Origin of the sequence: Bradyrhizobium sp. A11 (assembly GCF_042077125.1) — a bacterium.
In the GTDB taxonomy this organism is placed as follows: domain Bacteria; phylum Pseudomonadota; class Alphaproteobacteria; order Rhizobiales; family Xanthobacteraceae; genus Bradyrhizobium; species Bradyrhizobium japonicum_B.
Genome location: NZ_CP149509.1, coordinates 1,963,448 through 1,980,506 on the forward strand (window position 1 = coordinate 1,963,448; position 17,059 = coordinate 1,980,506).

17 protein-coding genes are annotated in these 17,059 nt (G+C 65.4%); 6 read left to right on the forward strand and 11 right to left on the reverse strand.

What is annotated here, in order from left to right; all coding sequences use genetic code 11:
- Positions 1-40: 40 nt before the first annotated feature.
- From paaI to WI560_RS09130, 4 genes are all read left to right on the forward strand, one after another.
- Complete coding sequence (paaI, locus tag WI560_RS09115) at positions 41-490, forward strand: hydroxyphenylacetyl-CoA thioesterase PaaI (protein WP_375307718.1); 450 nt, start codon at positions 41-43, stop codon at positions 488-490.
- Between the two features lie 47 nt (positions 491-537).
- On the forward strand, positions 538-1,869 hold the full coding sequence (paaK, locus tag WI560_RS09120) for a phenylacetate--CoA ligase PaaK (RefSeq protein WP_375307719.1): 1,332 nt from the start codon (positions 538-540) through the stop codon (positions 1,867-1,869).
- Positions 1,870-1,933: 64 nt separating this feature from the next.
- A complete protein-coding gene (locus tag WI560_RS09125; RefSeq protein WP_375307720.1) occupies positions 1,934-2,938 on the forward strand; it encodes a zinc-binding alcohol dehydrogenase family protein in 1,005 nt (334 codons plus the stop codon).
- 2 nt (positions 2,939-2,940) lie between these two features.
- Complete coding sequence (locus WI560_RS09130; RefSeq protein WP_375307721.1) at positions 2,941-4,017, forward strand: YeeE/YedE family protein; 1,077 nt, start codon at positions 2,941-2,943, stop codon at positions 4,015-4,017.
- Between the two features lies 1 nt (position 4,018).
- Here WI560_RS09130 and WI560_RS09135 read toward each other — a convergent pair whose 3' ends face one another.
- From WI560_RS09135 to WI560_RS09150, 4 genes are read right to left on the reverse strand one after another with little or no spacing between them, the layout of a single operon-like run.
- Positions 4,019-5,242 (reverse strand): alpha/beta fold hydrolase, encoded by a 1,224-nt coding sequence (locus WI560_RS09135; protein WP_375307722.1) that lies wholly within the window; start codon positions 5,240-5,242, stop codon positions 4,019-4,021.
- A 26-nt stretch (positions 5,243-5,268) separates the two neighbouring features.
- Positions 5,269-5,931, reverse strand: coding sequence for a sulfite oxidase-like oxidoreductase (locus WI560_RS09140; protein ID WP_375307723.1), 663 nt, complete (start codon positions 5,929-5,931; stop codon positions 5,269-5,271).
- A gap of 36 nt (positions 5,932-5,967) precedes the next feature.
- Positions 5,968-7,188 carry a cytochrome P450 gene (locus tag WI560_RS09145; RefSeq protein ID WP_375307724.1) on the reverse strand — a complete coding sequence of 407 codons (1,221 nt, stop codon included), beginning with the start codon at positions 7,186-7,188 and terminating at the stop codon, positions 5,968-5,970.
- A gap of 55 nt (positions 7,189-7,243) precedes the next feature.
- A complete protein-coding gene (locus WI560_RS09150) occupies positions 7,244-7,453 on the reverse strand; it encodes a ferredoxin (RefSeq protein WP_028135239.1) in 210 nt (69 codons plus the stop codon).
- A gap of 157 nt (positions 7,454-7,610) precedes the next feature.
- On the opposite strand from WI560_RS09150, the gene WI560_RS09155 reads away from it, so the two are divergent.
- Positions 7,611-8,258, forward strand: a complete 648-nt coding sequence (locus WI560_RS09155; protein WP_375307725.1) for a TetR/AcrR family transcriptional regulator — start codon at positions 7,611-7,613, stop codon at positions 8,256-8,258.
- Here WI560_RS09155 and WI560_RS09160 read toward each other — a convergent pair.
- The 3 genes from WI560_RS09160 to WI560_RS09170 form a co-directional block, all read right to left on the reverse strand.
- The gene (locus WI560_RS09160) at positions 8,255-8,905 is read right to left on the reverse strand and encodes an aspartate/glutamate racemase family protein (protein WP_375307726.1); all 651 of its coding nucleotides are present in this window, start codon (positions 8,903-8,905) and stop codon (positions 8,255-8,257) included. The genes WI560_RS09155 and WI560_RS09160 overlap by 4 nt on opposite strands.
- An 85-nt stretch (positions 8,906-8,990) precedes the next feature.
- Positions 8,991-10,409 carry an amidase gene (locus tag WI560_RS09165; RefSeq protein WP_375307727.1) on the reverse strand — a complete coding sequence of 473 codons (1,419 nt, stop codon included), beginning with the start codon at positions 10,407-10,409 and terminating at the stop codon, positions 8,991-8,993.
- A 114-nt stretch (positions 10,410-10,523) separates the two neighbouring features.
- Positions 10,524-11,300, reverse strand: a complete 777-nt coding sequence (locus tag WI560_RS09170) for an SDR family oxidoreductase (protein WP_375307728.1) — start codon at positions 11,298-11,300, stop codon at positions 10,524-10,526.
- Between the two features lie 155 nt (positions 11,301-11,455).
- Here WI560_RS09170 and WI560_RS09175 point away from each other — a divergent pair, with 155 nt between their 5' ends.
- Positions 11,456-12,529: a tartrate dehydrogenase gene (locus WI560_RS09175; protein ID WP_375307729.1), complete on the forward strand. Its 1,074-nt coding sequence runs from the start codon at positions 11,456-11,458 to the stop codon at positions 12,527-12,529.
- A 180-nt stretch (positions 12,530-12,709) separates the two neighbouring features.
- On the opposite strand, the gene WI560_RS09180 is transcribed toward WI560_RS09175, so the two are convergent.
- From WI560_RS09180 to WI560_RS09195, 4 genes are all read right to left on the reverse strand, one after another.
- Positions 12,710-13,783 carry a malate/lactate/ureidoglycolate dehydrogenase gene (locus tag WI560_RS09180; RefSeq protein ID WP_375307730.1) on the reverse strand — a complete coding sequence of 358 codons (1,074 nt, stop codon included), beginning with the start codon at positions 13,781-13,783 and terminating at the stop codon, positions 12,710-12,712.
- 11 nt (positions 13,784-13,794) lie between these two features.
- Positions 13,795-14,706: an NAD(P)-dependent oxidoreductase gene (locus WI560_RS09185; RefSeq protein ID WP_375307731.1), complete on the reverse strand. Its 912-nt coding sequence runs from the start codon at positions 14,704-14,706 to the stop codon at positions 13,795-13,797.
- 12 nt (positions 14,707-14,718) lie between these two features.
- Positions 14,719-15,969 carry a Zn-dependent hydrolase gene (locus WI560_RS09190; RefSeq protein WP_375307732.1) on the reverse strand — a complete coding sequence of 417 codons (1,251 nt, stop codon included), beginning with the start codon at positions 15,967-15,969 and terminating at the stop codon, positions 14,719-14,721.
- Between the two features lie 83 nt (positions 15,970-16,052).
- Complete coding sequence (locus WI560_RS09195; RefSeq protein WP_028135248.1) at positions 16,053-16,970, reverse strand: LysR family transcriptional regulator; 918 nt, start codon at positions 16,968-16,970, stop codon at positions 16,053-16,055.
- Between the last annotated feature and the right edge of the window lie 89 nt (positions 16,971-17,059).

The following is a 17,059-nucleotide window of genomic DNA, read 5'->3' on the forward strand; positions in this document are numbered from 1 at the left end:
AGAAGAACATCATGTGCAAGCATTTGACCGGGAGAGGCGCGTGAACCTCAAAGCCGCTTTGTCGCCTGAGAATGTCGCCCGCGCCTGCGCCGAGGCGATGTGGGCGGAGGACGACGCCTCCAAGGGACTGGGCATGGAGATCGTCGAGATCGGTCCGGGCTTCGCGACGCTGGCGATGACGGTGCGGCCGGACATGGTCAACGGCCAGCGCATCGCCCATGGCGGCTTCATCTTCACGCTGGCCGATTCCGCCTTCGCCTTTGCCTGCAACTCGCACAACGACCGCGTCGTCGCGGCGCAGGGCCAGATCACCTTCATCAAGCCGGGCAGGCTCGGCGATCGCCTCGTCGCGAAGGCGCGTGAGGTCACGCGCGGCGGGCGCTCCGGCATCTATGACGTGCGAGTCACCGTCGGCGACGTCGTGATCGCGGAATTCCGCGGACATTCACGCGTCATTCCCGGAACCTGGCTGCCGGCCCGGGAGCCATGAAACCAATAAGACAACAAGAAGAACACCGATGATGTGGGGAAACGAAGATGAACCTGACGAGGCTCGAGCAAGGCGGCCGCGCCTATAGCCCCGAGATGGACGCGCATGAGCGCGCCTCGCGCGACGAGATCATGGCGCTGCAAAAGCAGCGGCTGGCCTGGTCGCTGAAGCACGCCTACGACAACGTCACGCATTATCGCAAGGCGTTCGACGCGGCCGGCGTGCATCCGTCCGATTTTCGCGAGCTGTCCGATCTTGCGAAATTTCCGTTCACGGTGAAGACGGATTTGCGGGACAATTATCCGTTCAACATGTTCGCCGTGCCGCGCGAGAAGCTGGTGCGCGTGCATGCCTCCTCCGGCACGACGGGCAAGCCGATCGTGGTTGGTTATACGCAAGCCGATGTCGAGACCTGGTCCGAGGTGATGGCGCGCTCGATCCGCGCCGCCGGCGGCCGCACCGGCATGATCATCCACAACGCCTACGGCTATGGTCTCTTCACCGGAGGGTTAGGGGTGCACTACGGCGCCGAGAAGCTCGGCTGCACCGTGGTGCCGATCTCCGGCGGCATGACCGAGCGGCAAGTGCAGCTCATCAACGATTTCCGGCCCGACATCATCACCGTGACGCCGAGCTATATGCTGGCGATCCTCGACGAGTTCAAGCGCCAGAAGCTCGATCCGCGCCAGTGCTCGCTCAAGGTCGGCATCTTCGGCGCCGAGCCCTGGACCAACGCCATGCGCGGCGAGATCGAGGACGCCTTCGACATGGACGCGACCGACATCTATGGCCTGTCCGAGGTGATCGGCCCCGGCGTCGCGCAGGAATGCATTGAGACCAAGGACGGCCTGCACATCTGGGAGGACCATTTCTACCCCGAAGTGATCGATCCCGAGACCGGCGCGGTGCTGCCCGACGGCGAAAAGGGCGAATTGGTCTTCACCTCGCTCACCAAGGAAGCGTTCCCGGTGATCCGTTATCGCACCCGCGACCTGACACGGCTGCTGCCGGGCACGGCACGGCCGGGCATGCGCCGCATGGAGAAGGTGACCGGGCGCTCCGACGACATGATCATCCTGCGCGGCGTCAATTTGTTCCCGACCCAGATCGAGGAGGTCCTGCTCGCGACTGATTGGTGCGGCGGCCACTTCATTCTCGAGCTGACCCGCGAAGGCCGCATGGACGAGCTCACCATCATCGCCGAAGCGCGACCCGAGAGCTGGGATGGCCGGGGCCTCGTCGACCACGCCGACCGGATCTCGACCCACGTCAAGAACACGATCGGGATCAGCTCAAAGGTGAGGGTGGTTGCGCCCGACACGCTGGAACGCTCGCTCGGCAAGGCCAAGCGGCTCTACGACAAGCGGCCCAAGGACTGACCGGACGGATTGACTCGACCGGCTTCAGAGGCGACAAGGCCCGCGATAAATCGCGGGTCCTTTCATGTCGCCACTGGATGCCAAATCCGTCGAAGCGCGCTGCGTGCGCCTCAAGGCCAAGGCCGAAAATGCCGCCGCGCTTGCGCCGACGGTCGAGCGTCACGCGCTGACGCGTGGCCCGAACGATCTCCTGATCGAGGTGAAAGCTGCCGCCGTCAACCCATCGGATGTGAAGGCCGCGACCGGGCTGATGCCCTATGCCGTGTTCCCGCGCACGCCGGGCCGCGATTATGCCGGCATCGTCCTCGACGGGCCGGCCGGCACGGTCGGCCGCGAGGTGTTCGGCTCCTCCGGCGATCTCGGCATCCGCCGCGACGGCACCCATGCCAGCCATCTCGTAGTCGAGGCCGACGCCGTGGTGGAGAAGCCGAAGACGGTGTCGTGGGAGGAGGCTGCCGGCATCGGCGTGCCCTTCGTCACCGCGATGGAAGGCTTTCGCCGCGCGGGCTTGCCGAAGAAAGGCGACGCCGTGCTGGTGTTCGGCGTCAACGGCAAGGTCGGACAGGCCGCGGTGCAGATCGCGACCTGGCAGAGCGCAAGCGTCATCGGCGTGGTCCGCAAGGCGGAGGCTTACGAAGGCCACAGCAATGCGCCAATCGAGGTGATCGATGCCTCCGCGACCGACGTCGCCGCGCGCGTGCGCGAAGTGACCGGCGGCAAGGGCGCCGACATCGTCTTCAACACGGTGGGCGATCCCTATTTCGAGGCAGCGCACAAGTCGCTCGCCTTGCGCGGTCGCCAGATCCTGATCGCCGCGATCGACCGCATCGTGCAGTTCAACATCCTCGAATTCTACCGGGGACAGCACACCTATGTCGGCATCGATACGCTCGGCCTGTCCTCGACGGCGACCGGCGCAGTGCTGCGCGACCTCGGCCCGGGCTTTGCGAGCGGCCACCTCAAGCCGTTCCCGATCAAGGCGAATGCCGTCTATCCGCTCGAGCGTGCCAAAGAGGCCTATGTCGCCGTCGCCGGCTCTTCGCGCGACCGGGTGATCCTGAAGCCGTAATCATGGAATCGTCCGAACTCGTCATCCTCGCCGGCCTCGGCATCGGTCTTGTCTACGGCGCGGTGGGTTTGCTCAGCGGCTTCTGCCTGATGAGCAGCATGCGCGGCTGGCTGGCCGAGGGAGACGGACGGCTGGTGCGGACCTATGCACTGGCGATCGCGGTGGCAATCGCCGCGAGCCAATGCCTCGCCGGCAACGGCATCGTCGATCTCAGCAAGACCATCTACCTGCAACCATCGTTCTCGGCGCCGGTGCTGTTCCTCGGCGGCCTGCTGTTCGGTTACGGCATGGTGCTGTCGAACGGCTGCGGCTCGCGCGCGCTGGTGCTGCTCGGCCGCGGCAATCTCCGCTCCTTCGTCGTCGTGATCGTGCTCGCCATCGCCGCCCAGATGACCCTCAAAGGCCTGATCGCGCCGGCGCGCATCGCGCTGGTTCAGGCTTCGCAAACGACCGTCAACGCGAAATCGCTGCCGTCCTTGCTGGCGACGCTGGGTCTGACGGAAGCGCTTTCGCGCGTGGTTGCCACTGCGGCGATGGTCGTCGCGCTGATCTTGTTTGCGTTCGCGCATCCTGGGTTCCGCCGCTCGCCCGGCCAGATCGTAGCGGGGACCATCGTTGGCCTCCTCGTCGCCGGTGGCTGGGTCGTCACCGGCCATCTCGGCGCCGACGACTTCAATCCGATCCCGGTGACCTCCCTGACATTCATCGCGCCGATCGCCGACAGCCTGCAATACGCCATGCTCTCGACCGGCCTGACGCTGAACTTCGGCATCGCCACGGTCGTGGGCGTCCTCGCCGGCAGCCTGGCGACGGCGCTCGCAACCCGCCGTTTCAAGCTCGAAGGCTATTCCTCGCCACGCCACATGCTGCGCTCGGGCAGCGGCGCGGCGCTGATGGGGATCGGCGGCGTGATGGCGTTCGGCTGTTCGATCGGGCAGGGGCTGACCGGCATGTCGACGCTCGCGCTGGGCTCGTTGGTCGCGCTCGCCGGAATCGTGCTCGGCACGACGGCGGGCCTGCGCGGCGCGCTACGGGTTCAGCCGGTAAAGGCCGCCGAAGCGGGCTCGACGATCGCCTGAGCTAATCCACCGCCTTTGTCACGATGCGGATCTCCGACGTCAGCGTCCGGTGCACCGGACACTTGTCCGCGATCTCCATCAGCTTCTTGCGCTGCTCGGCATCGAGCGCGCCATCGATCGTGATGTCGCGTTCGATCTGGTCGAGCATGCCCTCGCGCGTGTCGCACTCCGCGCAGTCCTTGGCGTAGATCTTGGAATGCTTCAGCGTGACCGTGACGCGATCGAGCGGCATCGACTTGCGGTCGGCATAGAGGCGCATGGTCATGGAGGTGCAGGCTCCTAAGCCCGCGAGCAGGAAATCGTAGGGCCCGGGGCCCGCGTCCTCGCCGCCGGCCGCGACCGGCTCGTCCGCCACCAGATGATGCGGACCGACAATGATGCTCTGGTTGAACTTGCTCTTGCGGGTCTCCTGCATCACGACCTGCCGCGGTGCCTCGGGCAGATCCATCGCCTTCGCGGGCTTCGCGGTGTCCATGTAGCGGCCCGCCCAGGCCGCGATCACGTCGGCCGCGTAGAGCGCGTCGGCGGGTTTGCTGAGCAGATGATCGGCGTGATCGAGCGAGACGAAGCTCTTGGGATGCCTGGCAGCAACGAAGATCTTGGTCGCGTTGTCGATGCCGACGGTGTCGTCGACAGGCGAGTGCATCACCAGCAGCGCCTTGTGCAGGCCGGTGACATCGCTCATCAACTCGTGCTCCGCGATGTCCTCGAGGAATTCGCGCTTGATCCGGAACGGACGTCCAGCGAGCGAGACTTCGACCTCACCCTGTGCGCGGATGTCGTCGAGATGCGCCTTGAAGAGGCCGGTTACGTGCGCCGGGTCGGATGGGGCTGCGATGGTCGCGACGGCCCTGGCTTCCGGAATCTGTCCGGCTGCGGCAAGGATCGCGGCGCCGCCGAGGCTGTGGCCGATCAGGATCCAGGGCGCCTTGCGGACGCCGCGCAGATGGTCGGCGGCGCGCACGAGATCGGCGACGTTGGAGGAAAACGTGGAGTTGGCGAAATCGCCTTCGCTCGAGCCGAGCCCGGTGAAGTCGAAGCGCAGCACCGCGATGCCCTTGGCGGCGAGCGCGACCGCGATGCGCTTGGCCGCCAGCGTATCCTTGCCACAGGTGAAGCAGTGCGCGAACAGCGCGTACGCCGCGGGCTCGCCGTCCGGCAATTCCAGCGCGGCCGCCAGCTGATGGCCGCCTTCGCCCGTGAATTGAAAGCGTTCCGTCGGCATGGCTTTCCCTCGTTCCAATCTGAACTCTAATCGTCCGAATAGCGCTGCTCGGCCCAGGGATCGCCGCGGTTATGATAGCCGCGGACCTCCCAGAAGCCCGGCGCGTCGTCGGTCCGGAATTCGATGGCCTGGAGCCATTTCGCGCTCTTCCAGAAATACAGATGCGGCACGACCAGCCGCACCGGGCCGCCATGCTCCTCCGTCAGCGGCTGGCCGGACCAGCTATGGGCGAGCAGGGCATCCTCGGCGGCAAAGTCTTCCAGCGCGAGGTTGGTGGTGTAGCCGTCGTAGGAATGCAGCACAACGAAGCGCGCGCCCTCGCGCGGCTGGCAGGCCGCCAGCAATTCGCGCGTGGCGAGCCCTTCCCACTCGTTGTCGTAGCGCGACCAGGTCGTGACGCAATGGATGTCGGAGGTGAACCGGGCCTGCTTCTGCGCCGCGAACTCCGCAAAAGTCCAGAACACCGGGGTCTCGATTGCACCGTAGACGTCGAGCCGCCAGCGCTCGCGCGAAATCGGCGGGGTGACGCCGAGATCGAGCACCGGCCAATCCTTGGTGAGATGCTGGCCCGGCGGCAGGCGCTGGTCTTCCGGCCGCGCGATCCTGCCGGTGAGGAAGCGGCCCTCACGCGCCCATGCTTCCTTGGTGCGCGTCAATTTGCTGTCGGGCGGCTCGTTGTCGTCAGCCATGGCCGTCCAGCCTCTCCGTTCCGGTGTCGGAAAGGCTTACATCGCCTTTCCGAGCAGAAATGGCAACTGGCGGGGGCCTCGCACCGTGCCTTGCGACCAGGTCACCGTGCCTGCCGGATCGAGCCGGAAGTCCGGAATGCGCTTCAGCCATTCCTCCAGCGCAACCTGCATCTCCATACGCGCCAGGTTGGAACCGACGCAGCGGTGGATGCCGAGGCCGAAGGCGGCGTGGCGATTTTCGCGGCGGTCGATCACGACCGTGTCGGCATCCGGAAACACGTTGGGATCACGATTGGCGGCCGGGAAGGACAACAGCACCATGTTGCCCGCCTTGACCGGACAGCCCGAGATCGTCGTGTCCTTGACCACCTCGCGGGCCATCGTCACCGGCGAATAGGCGCGCAGCAGCTCCTCCACGGCGATCGGCATCAGGCCCGGCTCGGCGATCAGCCGCTCGCGATCGGCCGGCGTCTTCGCCAGATGCCAGAGCGAGGAGCCGATCGCGCTCCAGGTGGTGTCGATGCCGGCGATCAGGAGCAGGCGCAGCGAGCCAAGGACGTGGGAATCTTCGAGCGGATTGCCCTCCTTGTCCCTGGCGTTCATCAGGTAGGAGATGAGATCGTCGGTCGGGTCGGTCTTGCGCTTCTCGATGTGCGCGGTGAAATAGGCGCTCATCTCCTGCACGGCCTGCAGCAGCTTGCTCTCGTCCTTGATGCCGAGCTCGAGGATCATGTGGATCCATTTGATGAACAGATCGCTGTCGCTTTCGGGAATGCCCAGCATGTGCGCAATCGCCCGAACCGGAATGTACTTGCTGTAGCGCGCGGCGGCATCGACCTTGCCGTCGGCGATGAACCCGTCGATCAGCTCATTGCAGATCGCGCGCATCCGCGGTTCCAGCTTCTTCATCGCATCCGGCGTGAACGGCGGCAGCAGGAGCTGCTTGGCCGGCTTGTGCACGGGCGGGTCGGAGGTGATCGGCGGAGCTGCGTTCCTGGCGACTTCGGGCCGGACATCGCGCACGATGATGCGGCGCGAGGAGAAATGCTCGGTGTCGTTGGCGATCTCGCGCACGGCCTCATAGGTCGTCGGCATGTAGCAGCCGAGGAAGCGATTCGTGTGCACGATCGGGCTTGCGGCGCGCATCTTCTCCCAGATCGGGAACGGGTCTTTCGTCCACTGCGGATCGGTGTGATCGAAATCGTTGACCCAGTCGGTGACGGGCGGATGGGCGACAGGTTGGCTGACGTCGGACATGACAGGGAATCCTCGGGCTGGCGGTCGAATCGCGCGGGCACACAGGGCGCCCGTGCTACTCCTCGATCACGTCGATTGCGATTTCCGGGCAATTGGCTTTGGCAAGCCAGGCCTTGTCTTCGAGCCCGGGCGGGACCGTGCCGTCGCCGGCTTCGTGCGCGTTGCCAAATTCGTCGAGCTCGAAGAGTTCCGGCGCGAGCGCTTTGCAGCGCGCGTGGCCTTGGCATTTGTCGGGATCGACGTGAACCCTCAGTCGCTCTGTCATGGCGGCATCCTTGGTCGTATCCGCGCGTGGCCCGCAGGGCGGCGCGTTCCTCATGTCAATTTTATTCGCGGCATTTGCCGCGGGCTTTAAGTTATATGCTATTACATTCGCGGCAGGCTTTCCCTGTCAAGCGCAAACTTGTAGGCTTGGCCACAACATGCGCTCCCAACTCGCCCGCAAGCCCGAAAACACCTACCATCATGGCGATCTTCGCGATGCTTTGATCAAGGCCGCGCTACGCGAGGCGGAGCAGGGCGGCGCCGAGGCGATCAGCATCAAGGCGCTGGCCAAGCAGCTCGGTGTGTCTCAGCCGGCGCCGTATCGACACTTTGCCGATCGCGAGGCGCTGCTTGCGGCGGTGACGGCGGAGGCGTTCCGGCAGCTCAGTGCGGTCCTGCGCGAGGCGATGGCCAGGCCGTCGAAGCAATCGAAATTGTCACGGCTGGCACAGGCGACCCTGGATTTTGGCCTGCGCCGCAACGGCATCTACCGCCTGATGTTCGCCTCGCGCACCGTCTCCTGCGCAGCCAAGGGCAGCGAGCTGCACGAGGTCACGCGCGAGACGTTCGCGCTGGTGATCGAGGCGCTGGAAGCGCCTGCCGTCGGCTATTTGCGCGAGCGGCAAGCGCTCAAGATCTGGGCGGCGCTGCACGGCGTCGTGATGCTGGCCGAGCAGGGCCTGTTCACCGGCGAGGCGGCCCACGCCACGCGCGAGGAGCTGGTTGAGGATTTCGTCAACGAGACCAAGGCCGCGCTCGCGCTCGCGATCAGGGCCGCGCGGCGTCGAAAAGCGACGGGTGCCTAAGCCTTCGCTCCCAACAGCGTCATCAGTTTGTCGACGGCGCTGTCAGGCGTGGTCACGACGGGACGGCCGGTGGCGTCAGCGACCAGCGGTGCCGTCGCCGCGATGCTGAACTGCGCCAGCGCGATGACGTCGCAATCGCGCAGGTCCTGTGACGCTTCGACGATCAGCCGATCGTGCGTGGCGCGGTCGCCGCGGTCGAGCGCCGCCAGCGCGCCGTCGGCAAGTTTCGGAACGACCTGGACCGAGGCCGGAAACTCCGGCGGCATCGAGGCCAGCGTTGGTGGAAAGGTGGAGAGCAGGCCGATGCGCCTGCCCATCGTCACCGCGCGCTCGATCATCGCTTCGTTCGGCTTCAGCACCGGCATCGGCGCCTGCGCGCGCGCGACCGCTTCGATGCAGGGGCCGAAGGCCGAGCAGGTGAACAGGATTCCATCCGCGCCCGTCGCCGCCGCATAATCGCCGAGTGCCAGGAAGCGCTCGGTCATGGCGTCGTTGAGCCTGCCGTCACGGGCCAGATCCGCCGACAAGCTGTCGTCGAGCAGGTTCATCAGTCGCGCCGCCGGCCACGCCTTCGCAAACGCGGCCTCGATCGGGACGATGGAGTGCTTGAGGGCGTGGATCAGGGTGATGCGAGGGGGCGTCGTCATGGAGCGTGACTATCTGGGTTCTCGTGCCCCGGCTCTGCAACGCGCCGCCGAAGAGGCGCTGCGCTGCGTCCGGGGGCACGTCCGGCTACATCTTCACCTTCGGATCGATCGGCGTCGTCCCGCGCAAGCCCAGAACATCCTCCAGCACCTTTGCGCCGGCGATCACTTGCGCGTCCGCGCGCGGTGCGCCGACCACCTGCACGCCGATCGGCAGGCCCGACGCCGTGAAGCCGCAGGGCAGCGACAGCGAGGGACAGCAGGCCAGCGTGATGGCGTAGACGATGCCGAGCCACTCGACGTAGTTGTCGAATTTCTTGCCGGCGCATTCGGCGACATAGCGGTGCTCGATCGGAAAGGGCGGCACGATCGTGGTCGGCGTCAGCAGCAGATCGTAGGTCTTGAAGAACTCGACCGCGCGCTCGGTCATGCCGACGCGCTGGGCCTCGGCGCGCGCGATCTGCTCCACCGTGAGCTTGAGCCCCTCCTCGATGTTCCAGATCACCTCGGGCTTGAGCAAATCACGCTTGGTGCGCAGCAGATTGGCCTTGGTCATCGCGAAATCGAAGGCGCGCAGCACGTGGAAACATTCATGCGCCTCGCGCCAGTCGGGATGCGCCTCCTCGACGATGACGCCGGCCTCGGCGAAGCGTTCCGCCGCCTTCCGCGTGATCGCTTTCACTTCGGGATCAACAGGGGTGATGCCGAGATCGGGCGAGTAGGCGATGCGCTTCGGTTTCTTGCCCGCCTGCGCCGCCGACAGGAACGAGGTCGCAGGGGCGGGCAGCGACAGCGGATCGATGGCGTAGTCGCCACTCATGGCATCCAGCAGCAGCGCGAGATCTTCGACGTTGCGCGCCATCGGGCCCTGCACGCCGAGATTGCGATCGATGCCCGCCTTCGGCGTGTGCGCGACCCGGCCGATGCTCGGCCGCATGCCGACGATGCTGCAGAAGGCAGCGGGGCTGCGCAAGCTTCCGCCCATGTCCGAGCCCTGCGCCAGCCAGGCCATGCCGGTGGCCAGGGCCACTGCCGCGCCGCCCGAGGAGCCTGCCGCAGATTTCGTCGTATCCCAGGGATTGAGCGTCGCGCCGAACACCTCGTTGAAGGTGTTGGCACCGGCACCGAATTCCGGCGTGTTGGACTTGGCGTAGACCACCGCGCCGTTGGCTTCGAGGTTCTCGACCATGAGGTCGGACTTGGCGGGGACGTTATCCCTGAAGATCGGCGAGCCCTGCGTGTTCAAGACGCCTGCAACGTCGGTCAGATCCTTGATCGGCACCGGCAGGCCCGCGAGCAACCCCCGCGCGCCCGCGGGTTTGTGCATCAGCGCCTTGGCGCTGTCCCGCGCGCGATCGAAACACAGGGTCGGCAGTGCATTGACCCTGCCCTCGACTTCACTGATGCGCTTCTCCAGCACGTCCAGCAGTTCGAGCGGCGAGACGTCGCCGGAGCGCAGCTTGTCGACGACGGCGCATGCGGTTTCACGGATCAGGTCTTGAGACAATTATTTTACTCCTGTGCTCATTGTGTCGTCATTGCGAGCGCAGCGTAGAAATCCAGACTGCGACCCGCGGATTACATTCCTGGATTGCTTCGCTGCGGTCGCAATGACGATAAACTAACCCCAGCCCGCGCTGATGCCGCCGTCCACCGTGTAGATCACGCCCGACGTATAGCCGGCGCGGTCCGAGGCCAGGAACGCCATGAGGTCGCCGATCTCGCGCGCATGCGCGGGGCGGCCGAGCGGCAGGCCTTTCTGGAATTCCTTGTAGCGGCTTTCGTCGCCGAACTGCTGCTTCGCCCGCGTCTTCAGCAGCGTGACGTGGCGATCGGTGCCGACAGGGCCCGGATTGATGCCGACCACGCGGATGTTGTCGGCGAGACTCTTGCTGCCCAGTGCGCGGGTGAAGGCCATCAGCGCGGCATTGCCGGCGCTGCCGCAGATGTAATTGGCGTCGAACTTCTCGCCGGCCGCGCCGATGTCATTGACGATGACGCCGCCGCCCTTGGCCTTCATCTGCGCGTAGATATGCCGCGTCAGGTTGATATAGCCGAACACCTTCAATTCCCAGGCGTGACGCCAGGCGGCCTCGTCGATCTTGTCGATCGAGCCGCCGGGAATGTCGCCGGCATTGTTGACGAGAACGTCGATGTCGGCGGCTTCCCTGGCGAGCCGCGCCACATCCTCTTCCTTGCGCAGATCCACGATGCTCGTAGCGGCATCGATCTGGTGTGCGGCGCGCAGGCGGTCGGCCAGCGCCTTCAGCGCCTCGCCGCTGCGGGCGGCGAGCAGGAGATGTGCGCCTTCCTCTGCAAACGCCTCGGCGGCGGCAGCGCCAATGCCCTTGGACGCGCCCGTGATCAGGACGCGCTTGCCACGCAGATGCAGATCCATGAGGGTACTCGCAGGATAGAAACAGGATCAAATCAGTAGGCGCTTGGTCCCGCCATGGTCAACATTGCAGTGCAGCGTTGCACTGCCGACGCGTTTGGTCCATTGCAGTGCGGTCAAAAAGACGGCGGCTGCCGGACCAACCAAGGACGTTCTCGATGAGCAAGAAACAATACCGGATTGCGGTCATTCCCGGCGACGGCATCGGCAAGGAAGTGATGCCTGAGGGCCTGCGCGTCCTGGAGGCGGCGGCGAAGAAGCACGGCGTCTCGGTGCATTTCGATCATTTCGACTTCTCGTCCTGGGACTATTACGAGAAGCACGGCCAGATGATGCCCGATGACTGGAAGGAGAAGATCGGCAAGCACGATGCGATCTATTTCGGTGCGGTCGGCTGGCCGGCCAAGATTCCGGACCACGTCTCGCTGTGGGGCTCGCTGATCAAGTTCCGCCGGGAGTTCGATCAATATGTGAACCTGCGCCCGGTGCGGCTGATGCCCGGCGTGCCGTCGCCGCTGGCGGGCCGCAAGCCCGGCGACATCGATTTCTGGGTGGTGCGCGAGAACACCGAAGGTGAATATTCTTCCGTCGGCGGCCGCATGTTCCCGAATACCGACCGCGAGTTCGTGACGCAGCAGACGGTGATGACCCGCATCGGCGTCGACCGCATCCTGAAATTCGCCTTCGAGCTCGCGCAGTCGCGGCCGAAGAAGCACCTCACCTCGGCGACCAAGTCCAATGGCATCTCCATCACCATGCCCTATTGGGACGAGCGCGTGGAGGCGATGGCCAAGAAATATCCGGGCGTGAAGTGGGACAAGTACCACATCGACATCCTGACCGCGAACTTCGTGCTGCACCCGGACTGGTTCGACGTCGTGGTCGGCTCCAATTTGTTCGGCGATATCCTGTCCGATCTCGGCCCGGCCTGCACCGGCACGATCGGCATCGCACCGTCAGGTAACATCAATCCCGAGGGGGACTTTCCCTCGGTGTTCGAGCCGGTGCACGGCTCGGCGCCCGATATTGCGGGGCAGGGGATTGCGAACCCGATCGGCGCGATCTGGTCCGGCGCGATGATGCTCGAGCATCTCGGCGAGAAGGAAGCCGGCAAGTCGATCGTCGAAGCGATCGAGCGCACGCTGGCCGAACGCACGCTGCGCACCAAGGATCTCGGCGGCAATGCCGACACCACGGCGTGCGGAAAGGCCGTTGCGGACATGGTGGATTAAGGCCCGCTCGCGCAAGCAACTCCAGGGTCGTCCCTGCGAACTTAGGGCCCATGACCCTGGGCAGAGATTGCTTGGCCGAGCCGGCAACTCAGAGTCTTCGCCAAACCACGTCCTGTGGTTATGGATCCCGGATCGGCGCGCGCTTGTCCGGGACGACAGCGGATAGATACCGGCTCCTACTTAGCCCGCGATCTTCTCGATCGCGGCCTGGTCCAGGCCGAACTTCTTTCCGGCCTCCAGAATCTCCTGCCAGGTCGTTGGGTCGACCGGAATGCCTTCAGCGAGACGCTTTCTCTTGGTTTCGCGCTCGGGCTCGCCCGCGATTCTGACCTTGTCGACGCCGGGGGCGGGCGGCGAGGCGGTGTGCCAGGCGACGAAGTTCTCGACTTCGCGCGCGAGGTTCTCGCCGGTGCCGAGCTTGCCGGGATCGATGACGATCGAGAGCATGCCGTTGAGGACGTTGTGCTTGCCGTCGGACGAACCCTTCACCACCTGACCGCCGGAGAGCGCGCCGCCGAGGATCTCGCACACAAGTGCGAGGCCCGAGCCCTTGTGCTCGCCGAAGGGGAGGATGGCGCCGTACGGCGGGATCACGGTGTAGCGCGGATTGACCGTCGCCTTACCTTCATGATCGATGATGGTGCCGGGCTCCAGATCGACGCCCTTGTTGTGGGCGACGCGGGTCTTGCCCTGCGCGATCCTGCTGGTGGCGAAATCCAGAACGATCGGGTCCTTGCCGCTGCGCGGGATGCCGACGCAGAACGGGTTCGTGCCGTGGCGGGCATCGCTGCCGCCCCAGGGCGCCACGATCGGGCGCGAGATCACGTTCACGAAGTGGATCGAGACCAATCCGTGCTCGATGCACTGCTCGGCCCAATGGCCAATGCGGCCGATGTGGTGCGCGTTGGAGAGGCCGACGAGGCACACGCCGTTGCGCTTGGCGCGCTCTGCCGCCAGCTCCATTGCTTCATGGCCGATCACCTGGCCGTAGCCGGTGAGGCCATCGAGCGTGAGCAGCGGACCGGTGTCGAGCACGATCTTGACGTGCTGGTTCACGGCAAGGCCGCCATTGGTGACGCTCTGGACATAGCGCGGGATCATGCCGACGCCGTGAGAGTCGTGGCCCTTGAGATTGGCTTCGACGAGATTGGTGGCGACCAGCTCAGCCTCGCGATCCGAGGAGCCGCCGGCCTTGACGATGGCGTGGATGGCGTTGGTGAGCGGCCCTGCCTTGATGTTGCGATACTCGGCCATTGTTGTTCTTCTTATCCCTTCACGATCCGGCGGCAATGAACCAGCGCCGCTTCAATAAGGTTCTCGCTGGCCTCGGGCGTACGAAACGCCGAATGCGCCGACAGCGTCACGTTGGGAATTTTCGTCAGCGGATGGTCTGCGGGCAGCGGCTCGGTGTTGAAGACGTCGAGGCCGGCATGGCGGATGTGGCCCGACTTCAGCGCCTCGATCATGGCGGCCTCGTCGACGATCGCGGCACGCGCGGTGTTGACGAAGATGACGCCCGGTTTCATTTTCGCGATCCTCTCGCGAGTGATCATGCCGCGCGTCTCGTCGTTGAGCAGCAGATGCAGCGACACGACGTCGCTCCTCGCCAGCACCGTATCGAGATCGGTGAATTCGACGCTCGGATGGCTCTTAGGCGAGCGATTCCAGGCGATCACCTTCATGCCGCTGCCGGAGGCGATGCGCGCGACCTCCGCGGCGATGCCGCCGAAGCCGATCAGCCCGAGCGTCTTGCCGGTGAGCTGCATGCCGTCCTCGCGCAACCAGTTGCCGACGCGCATCTCGCGGTCCATCATCGCGATGACGCGGGCCGAGGCCCACATCAGCGCAATCGCGGCTTCGGCGACCGCGGTGTCACCGTAGCCCTTGATCAGATGCACGGAGATGCCGAGCTCGGCGAGCTCTTCCGGGTTCATGTAGCTGCGTGCGCCGGTGCCGAGGAACACGACGTGCTTGAGGCCGGTGCACTTCTTCGCGACCTCGGTTGGCAGCGCGGTGTGATCGACGATCGCGATCTCGGCGCCGTCGAGGATTTCAGGGTATTGCTCCGGCTTGATGTCGGGGTCCCGGTGGATCCGCACCTTGGGATCGCCGGGCTTCCCCAGCCGCTCCATGATCACGGCAAGGGCTTCGTTGGCGTCGACGAAAACTCCGCGCATGGCTCTCTCCGATCAGGACGCGACGCCGGCGATCGCCAGCACGGTATGCATGAGGACGTTGGTACCTGCGGCGCAATCGCCCTGCGTGGCGTCCTCCAGCTCGTTGTGGCTGATGCCGTCCTTGCAGGGCACGAACACCATCGCCGCAGGCATCACAGTATTGAGGTTGCAGGCGTCGTGGCCGGCGCCGGACGTGATGCGGCGCGAGGAATAGCCGAGCGTCTTCGCCGCGCTCTCCACCGCTGCGATCAGCTTGGGATCGAAATGCGTCGGCGGCTTGCGCCAGACCAGATCGATCTTCACCTCGACCTTGCGGCGTGCGGCGATCTCAGCAATCGCAGCGCGCAAATCGCGATCCAGCGCGTCCATGATCGCGCCATCCGCGCTGCGGCAATCCATGGTGAAGGCGATCTCGCCGGGAATGACGTTGCGTGAGGGGTTGGCGATCACGGCCTCGCCGATGGTGCCGACCGCGTTCGGCCCGTGCTTCTTCGCGATGGCCTCCATCGCCAGCACGATCTCCGACAGCGTCGCCAGCGCATCGCGGCGCAGCGGCATCGGGGTCGATCCGGCATGGCTCTCGAAGCCGGAAATCTTGCCGTCGTACCACAGCACGCCCTGGCCGGAATCGACGACGCCGATGGTCTTGCCTTCGGCCTCCAGGATCGGGCCCTGCTCGATGTGCAATTCGACGAAGCAGCCGAGCTTCTGGAAACCGACCGGCTTGTCGCCGCGATAGCCGATGCTGTCCAGCGCCTGGCCTACGGTGGTGCCCTCGGCGTCCTTGCGCGACAAAATGTCGTCGGTGGTGAAGTCGCCGACGTAGGCCGCGGAAGCCATCATCGCAGGCGCGAAGCGCGAGCCTTCCTCATTGGTCCAGTTGACAATGCAGATCGGTGCCTCGGTCTCGATACCGGCATCGTTCAGCGTGCGGATCACTTCCAGCGCGCCGAGCGTGCCCAGGATGCCGTCATACTTGCCGCCGGTCGGCTGGGTGTCGAGATGCGAGCCGATGCCGACCGGCAGTTTCGACATGTCGCGGCCCTTGCGCAGACCGAACTGCGATCCGAGCGCATCGGTGTGCACCTCGAGGCCAGCCTCCTCGCAGGCCTTGCGGAACCAGTCGCGCACCTGCTTGTCCTCGGCACTCAACGTCAGCCGCCGCACGCCGCCCTTGGCCGTCGCGCCGAATTGCGCGGTCTCGTGGATGGAGCCCCAGAGGCGGGCGGAATCGATCTGCAAATTGGTGGCGGCACGGCTCATGTGGTCAGTCCATCTTGGCTGTCATTCCGGGTTCGATGCTGTCGCATCGCCCCGGAATGACGGTAGAAAATCCGGCGCCTTTTTCAATGACGCGCCTGCGCGGGCGCGTCAACCGCGAGGCTGCTCTGCGCAATCTGCCGTGCAAGCTCGGCGACGCGCTCCACGGCAACGACGTCGGGCGAGGCGAGCCAGCTCGCGGTGAAGGTCAGCGGCGCGATCGCCAGATCGGTGTCGAGCAGCTGCAGCCGCCCGTCGGCGAGCTCGCTCTCGACTATGGCGTCGGGAATCACGGCGACGCCCAGCCCCTCGACCGCCATATGGATGACGGTGGCGAGCGAGGCGGACGCATGCAGGCGGATCGGCGGCAGCTCCGGCCGGTCGAACACCTCGCGCACCACCTCGTAAGGCTTGGTCTTGCGCGGGAAGGTGATGATCGGAAACCGCGCGAGGTCCGCCGGCGTCACCGGGCCCTTGCCGAGCCCCAGCGAGGGGCTGGCGAGGAATCCGATCGGATAATCGGCAAGCACGCGGTTGTGCACGCCGGAGGCGGACAGCGGCCCCACCACGAACGCAAGCTCGATCTCCTGCGCGAGCAGGCGCGCGGTGAGGTTCGGCGTGATGTCGACCTCGATCTCGAGCGACAGGTTCGGATAGACCTGGTTGACGCTCTTCACGAGGCGCGGCAGCCAGGTGTGCACGATGGTCTCGGCGACGCCGAGCCGCATCACGCCGCGCATCGCCGAGGCATCGCTGATCTCCGCCATCATCTGTGCGCGCAGCCCGATCAGCTTCTCCGCATAGACCATCATCTGCCGGCCGCTCGGGGTCGGTGAAGCCACGCGATGATCACGGTTGAGCAGCTTCACGCCCATCTCGCGCTCGAGCTGGGCGATGCGCTGGGAGATCGCCGGCTGGGTGGTGTTGAGCCGTTGGGCGGCGCCGCGAAAGCTGCCGAGCTTCACCACCCACAGGAACGTCTCGATCGACCTGAAGTCCAGCATGGAGGGATTTTCCCAATCGATAAATCGGATTTATCGAGATTGATTAGAAACGACGATTAGACTTTATAGCACGCGTGGTGTTGGCTTGT

Coding starts and splice junctions, on each gene's coding strand:
- WI560_RS09145 (WP_375307724.1), bottom strand. CDS start 7,188: ATGTCCGACGTCAGCCAACCTGTCGCCCATCCGCCCGTCACCGACTGG.
- WI560_RS09125 (WP_375307720.1), top strand. CDS start 1,934: ATGTCGCCACTGGATGCCAAATCCGTCGAAGCGCGCTGCGTGCGCCTC.
- WI560_RS09160 (WP_375307726.1), bottom strand. CDS start 8,905: ATGACGACGCCCCCTCGCATCACCCTGATCCACGCCCTCAAGCACTCC.
- WI560_RS09180 (WP_375307730.1), bottom strand. CDS start 13,783: ATGGCCGAGTATCGCAACATCAAGGCAGGGCCGCTCACCAACGCCATC.
- WI560_RS09140 (WP_375307723.1), bottom strand. CDS start 5,931: ATGGCTGACGACAACGAGCCGCCCGACAGCAAATTGACGCGCACCAAG.
- WI560_RS09195 (WP_028135248.1), bottom strand. CDS start 16,970: ATGCTGGACTTCAGGTCGATCGAGACGTTCCTGTGGGTGGTGAAGCTC.
- WI560_RS09170 (WP_375307728.1), bottom strand. CDS start 11,300: ATGGATCTGCATCTGCGTGGCAAGCGCGTCCTGATCACGGGCGCGTCC.
- WI560_RS09155 (WP_375307725.1), top strand. CDS start 7,611: ATGCGCTCCCAACTCGCCCGCAAGCCCGAAAACACCTACCATCATGGC.
- paaK (WP_375307719.1), top strand. CDS start 538: ATGAACCTGACGAGGCTCGAGCAAGGCGGCCGCGCCTATAGCCCCGAG.
- WI560_RS09175 (WP_375307729.1), top strand. CDS start 11,456: ATGAGCAAGAAACAATACCGGATTGCGGTCATTCCCGGCGACGGCATC.
- WI560_RS09185 (WP_375307731.1), bottom strand. CDS start 14,706: ATGCGCGGAGTTTTCGTCGACGCCAACGAAGCCCTTGCCGTGATCATG.
- WI560_RS09135 (WP_375307722.1), bottom strand. CDS start 5,242: ATGCCGACGGAACGCTTTCAATTCACGGGCGAAGGCGGCCATCAGCTG.
- WI560_RS09150 (WP_028135239.1), bottom strand. CDS start 7,453: ATGACAGAGCGACTGAGGGTTCACGTCGATCCCGACAAATGCCAAGGC.
- WI560_RS09130 (WP_375307721.1), top strand. CDS start 2,941: ATGGAATCGTCCGAACTCGTCATCCTCGCCGGCCTCGGCATCGGTCTT.
- WI560_RS09190 (WP_375307732.1), bottom strand. CDS start 15,969: ATGAGCCGTGCCGCCACCAATTTGCAGATCGATTCCGCCCGCCTCTGG.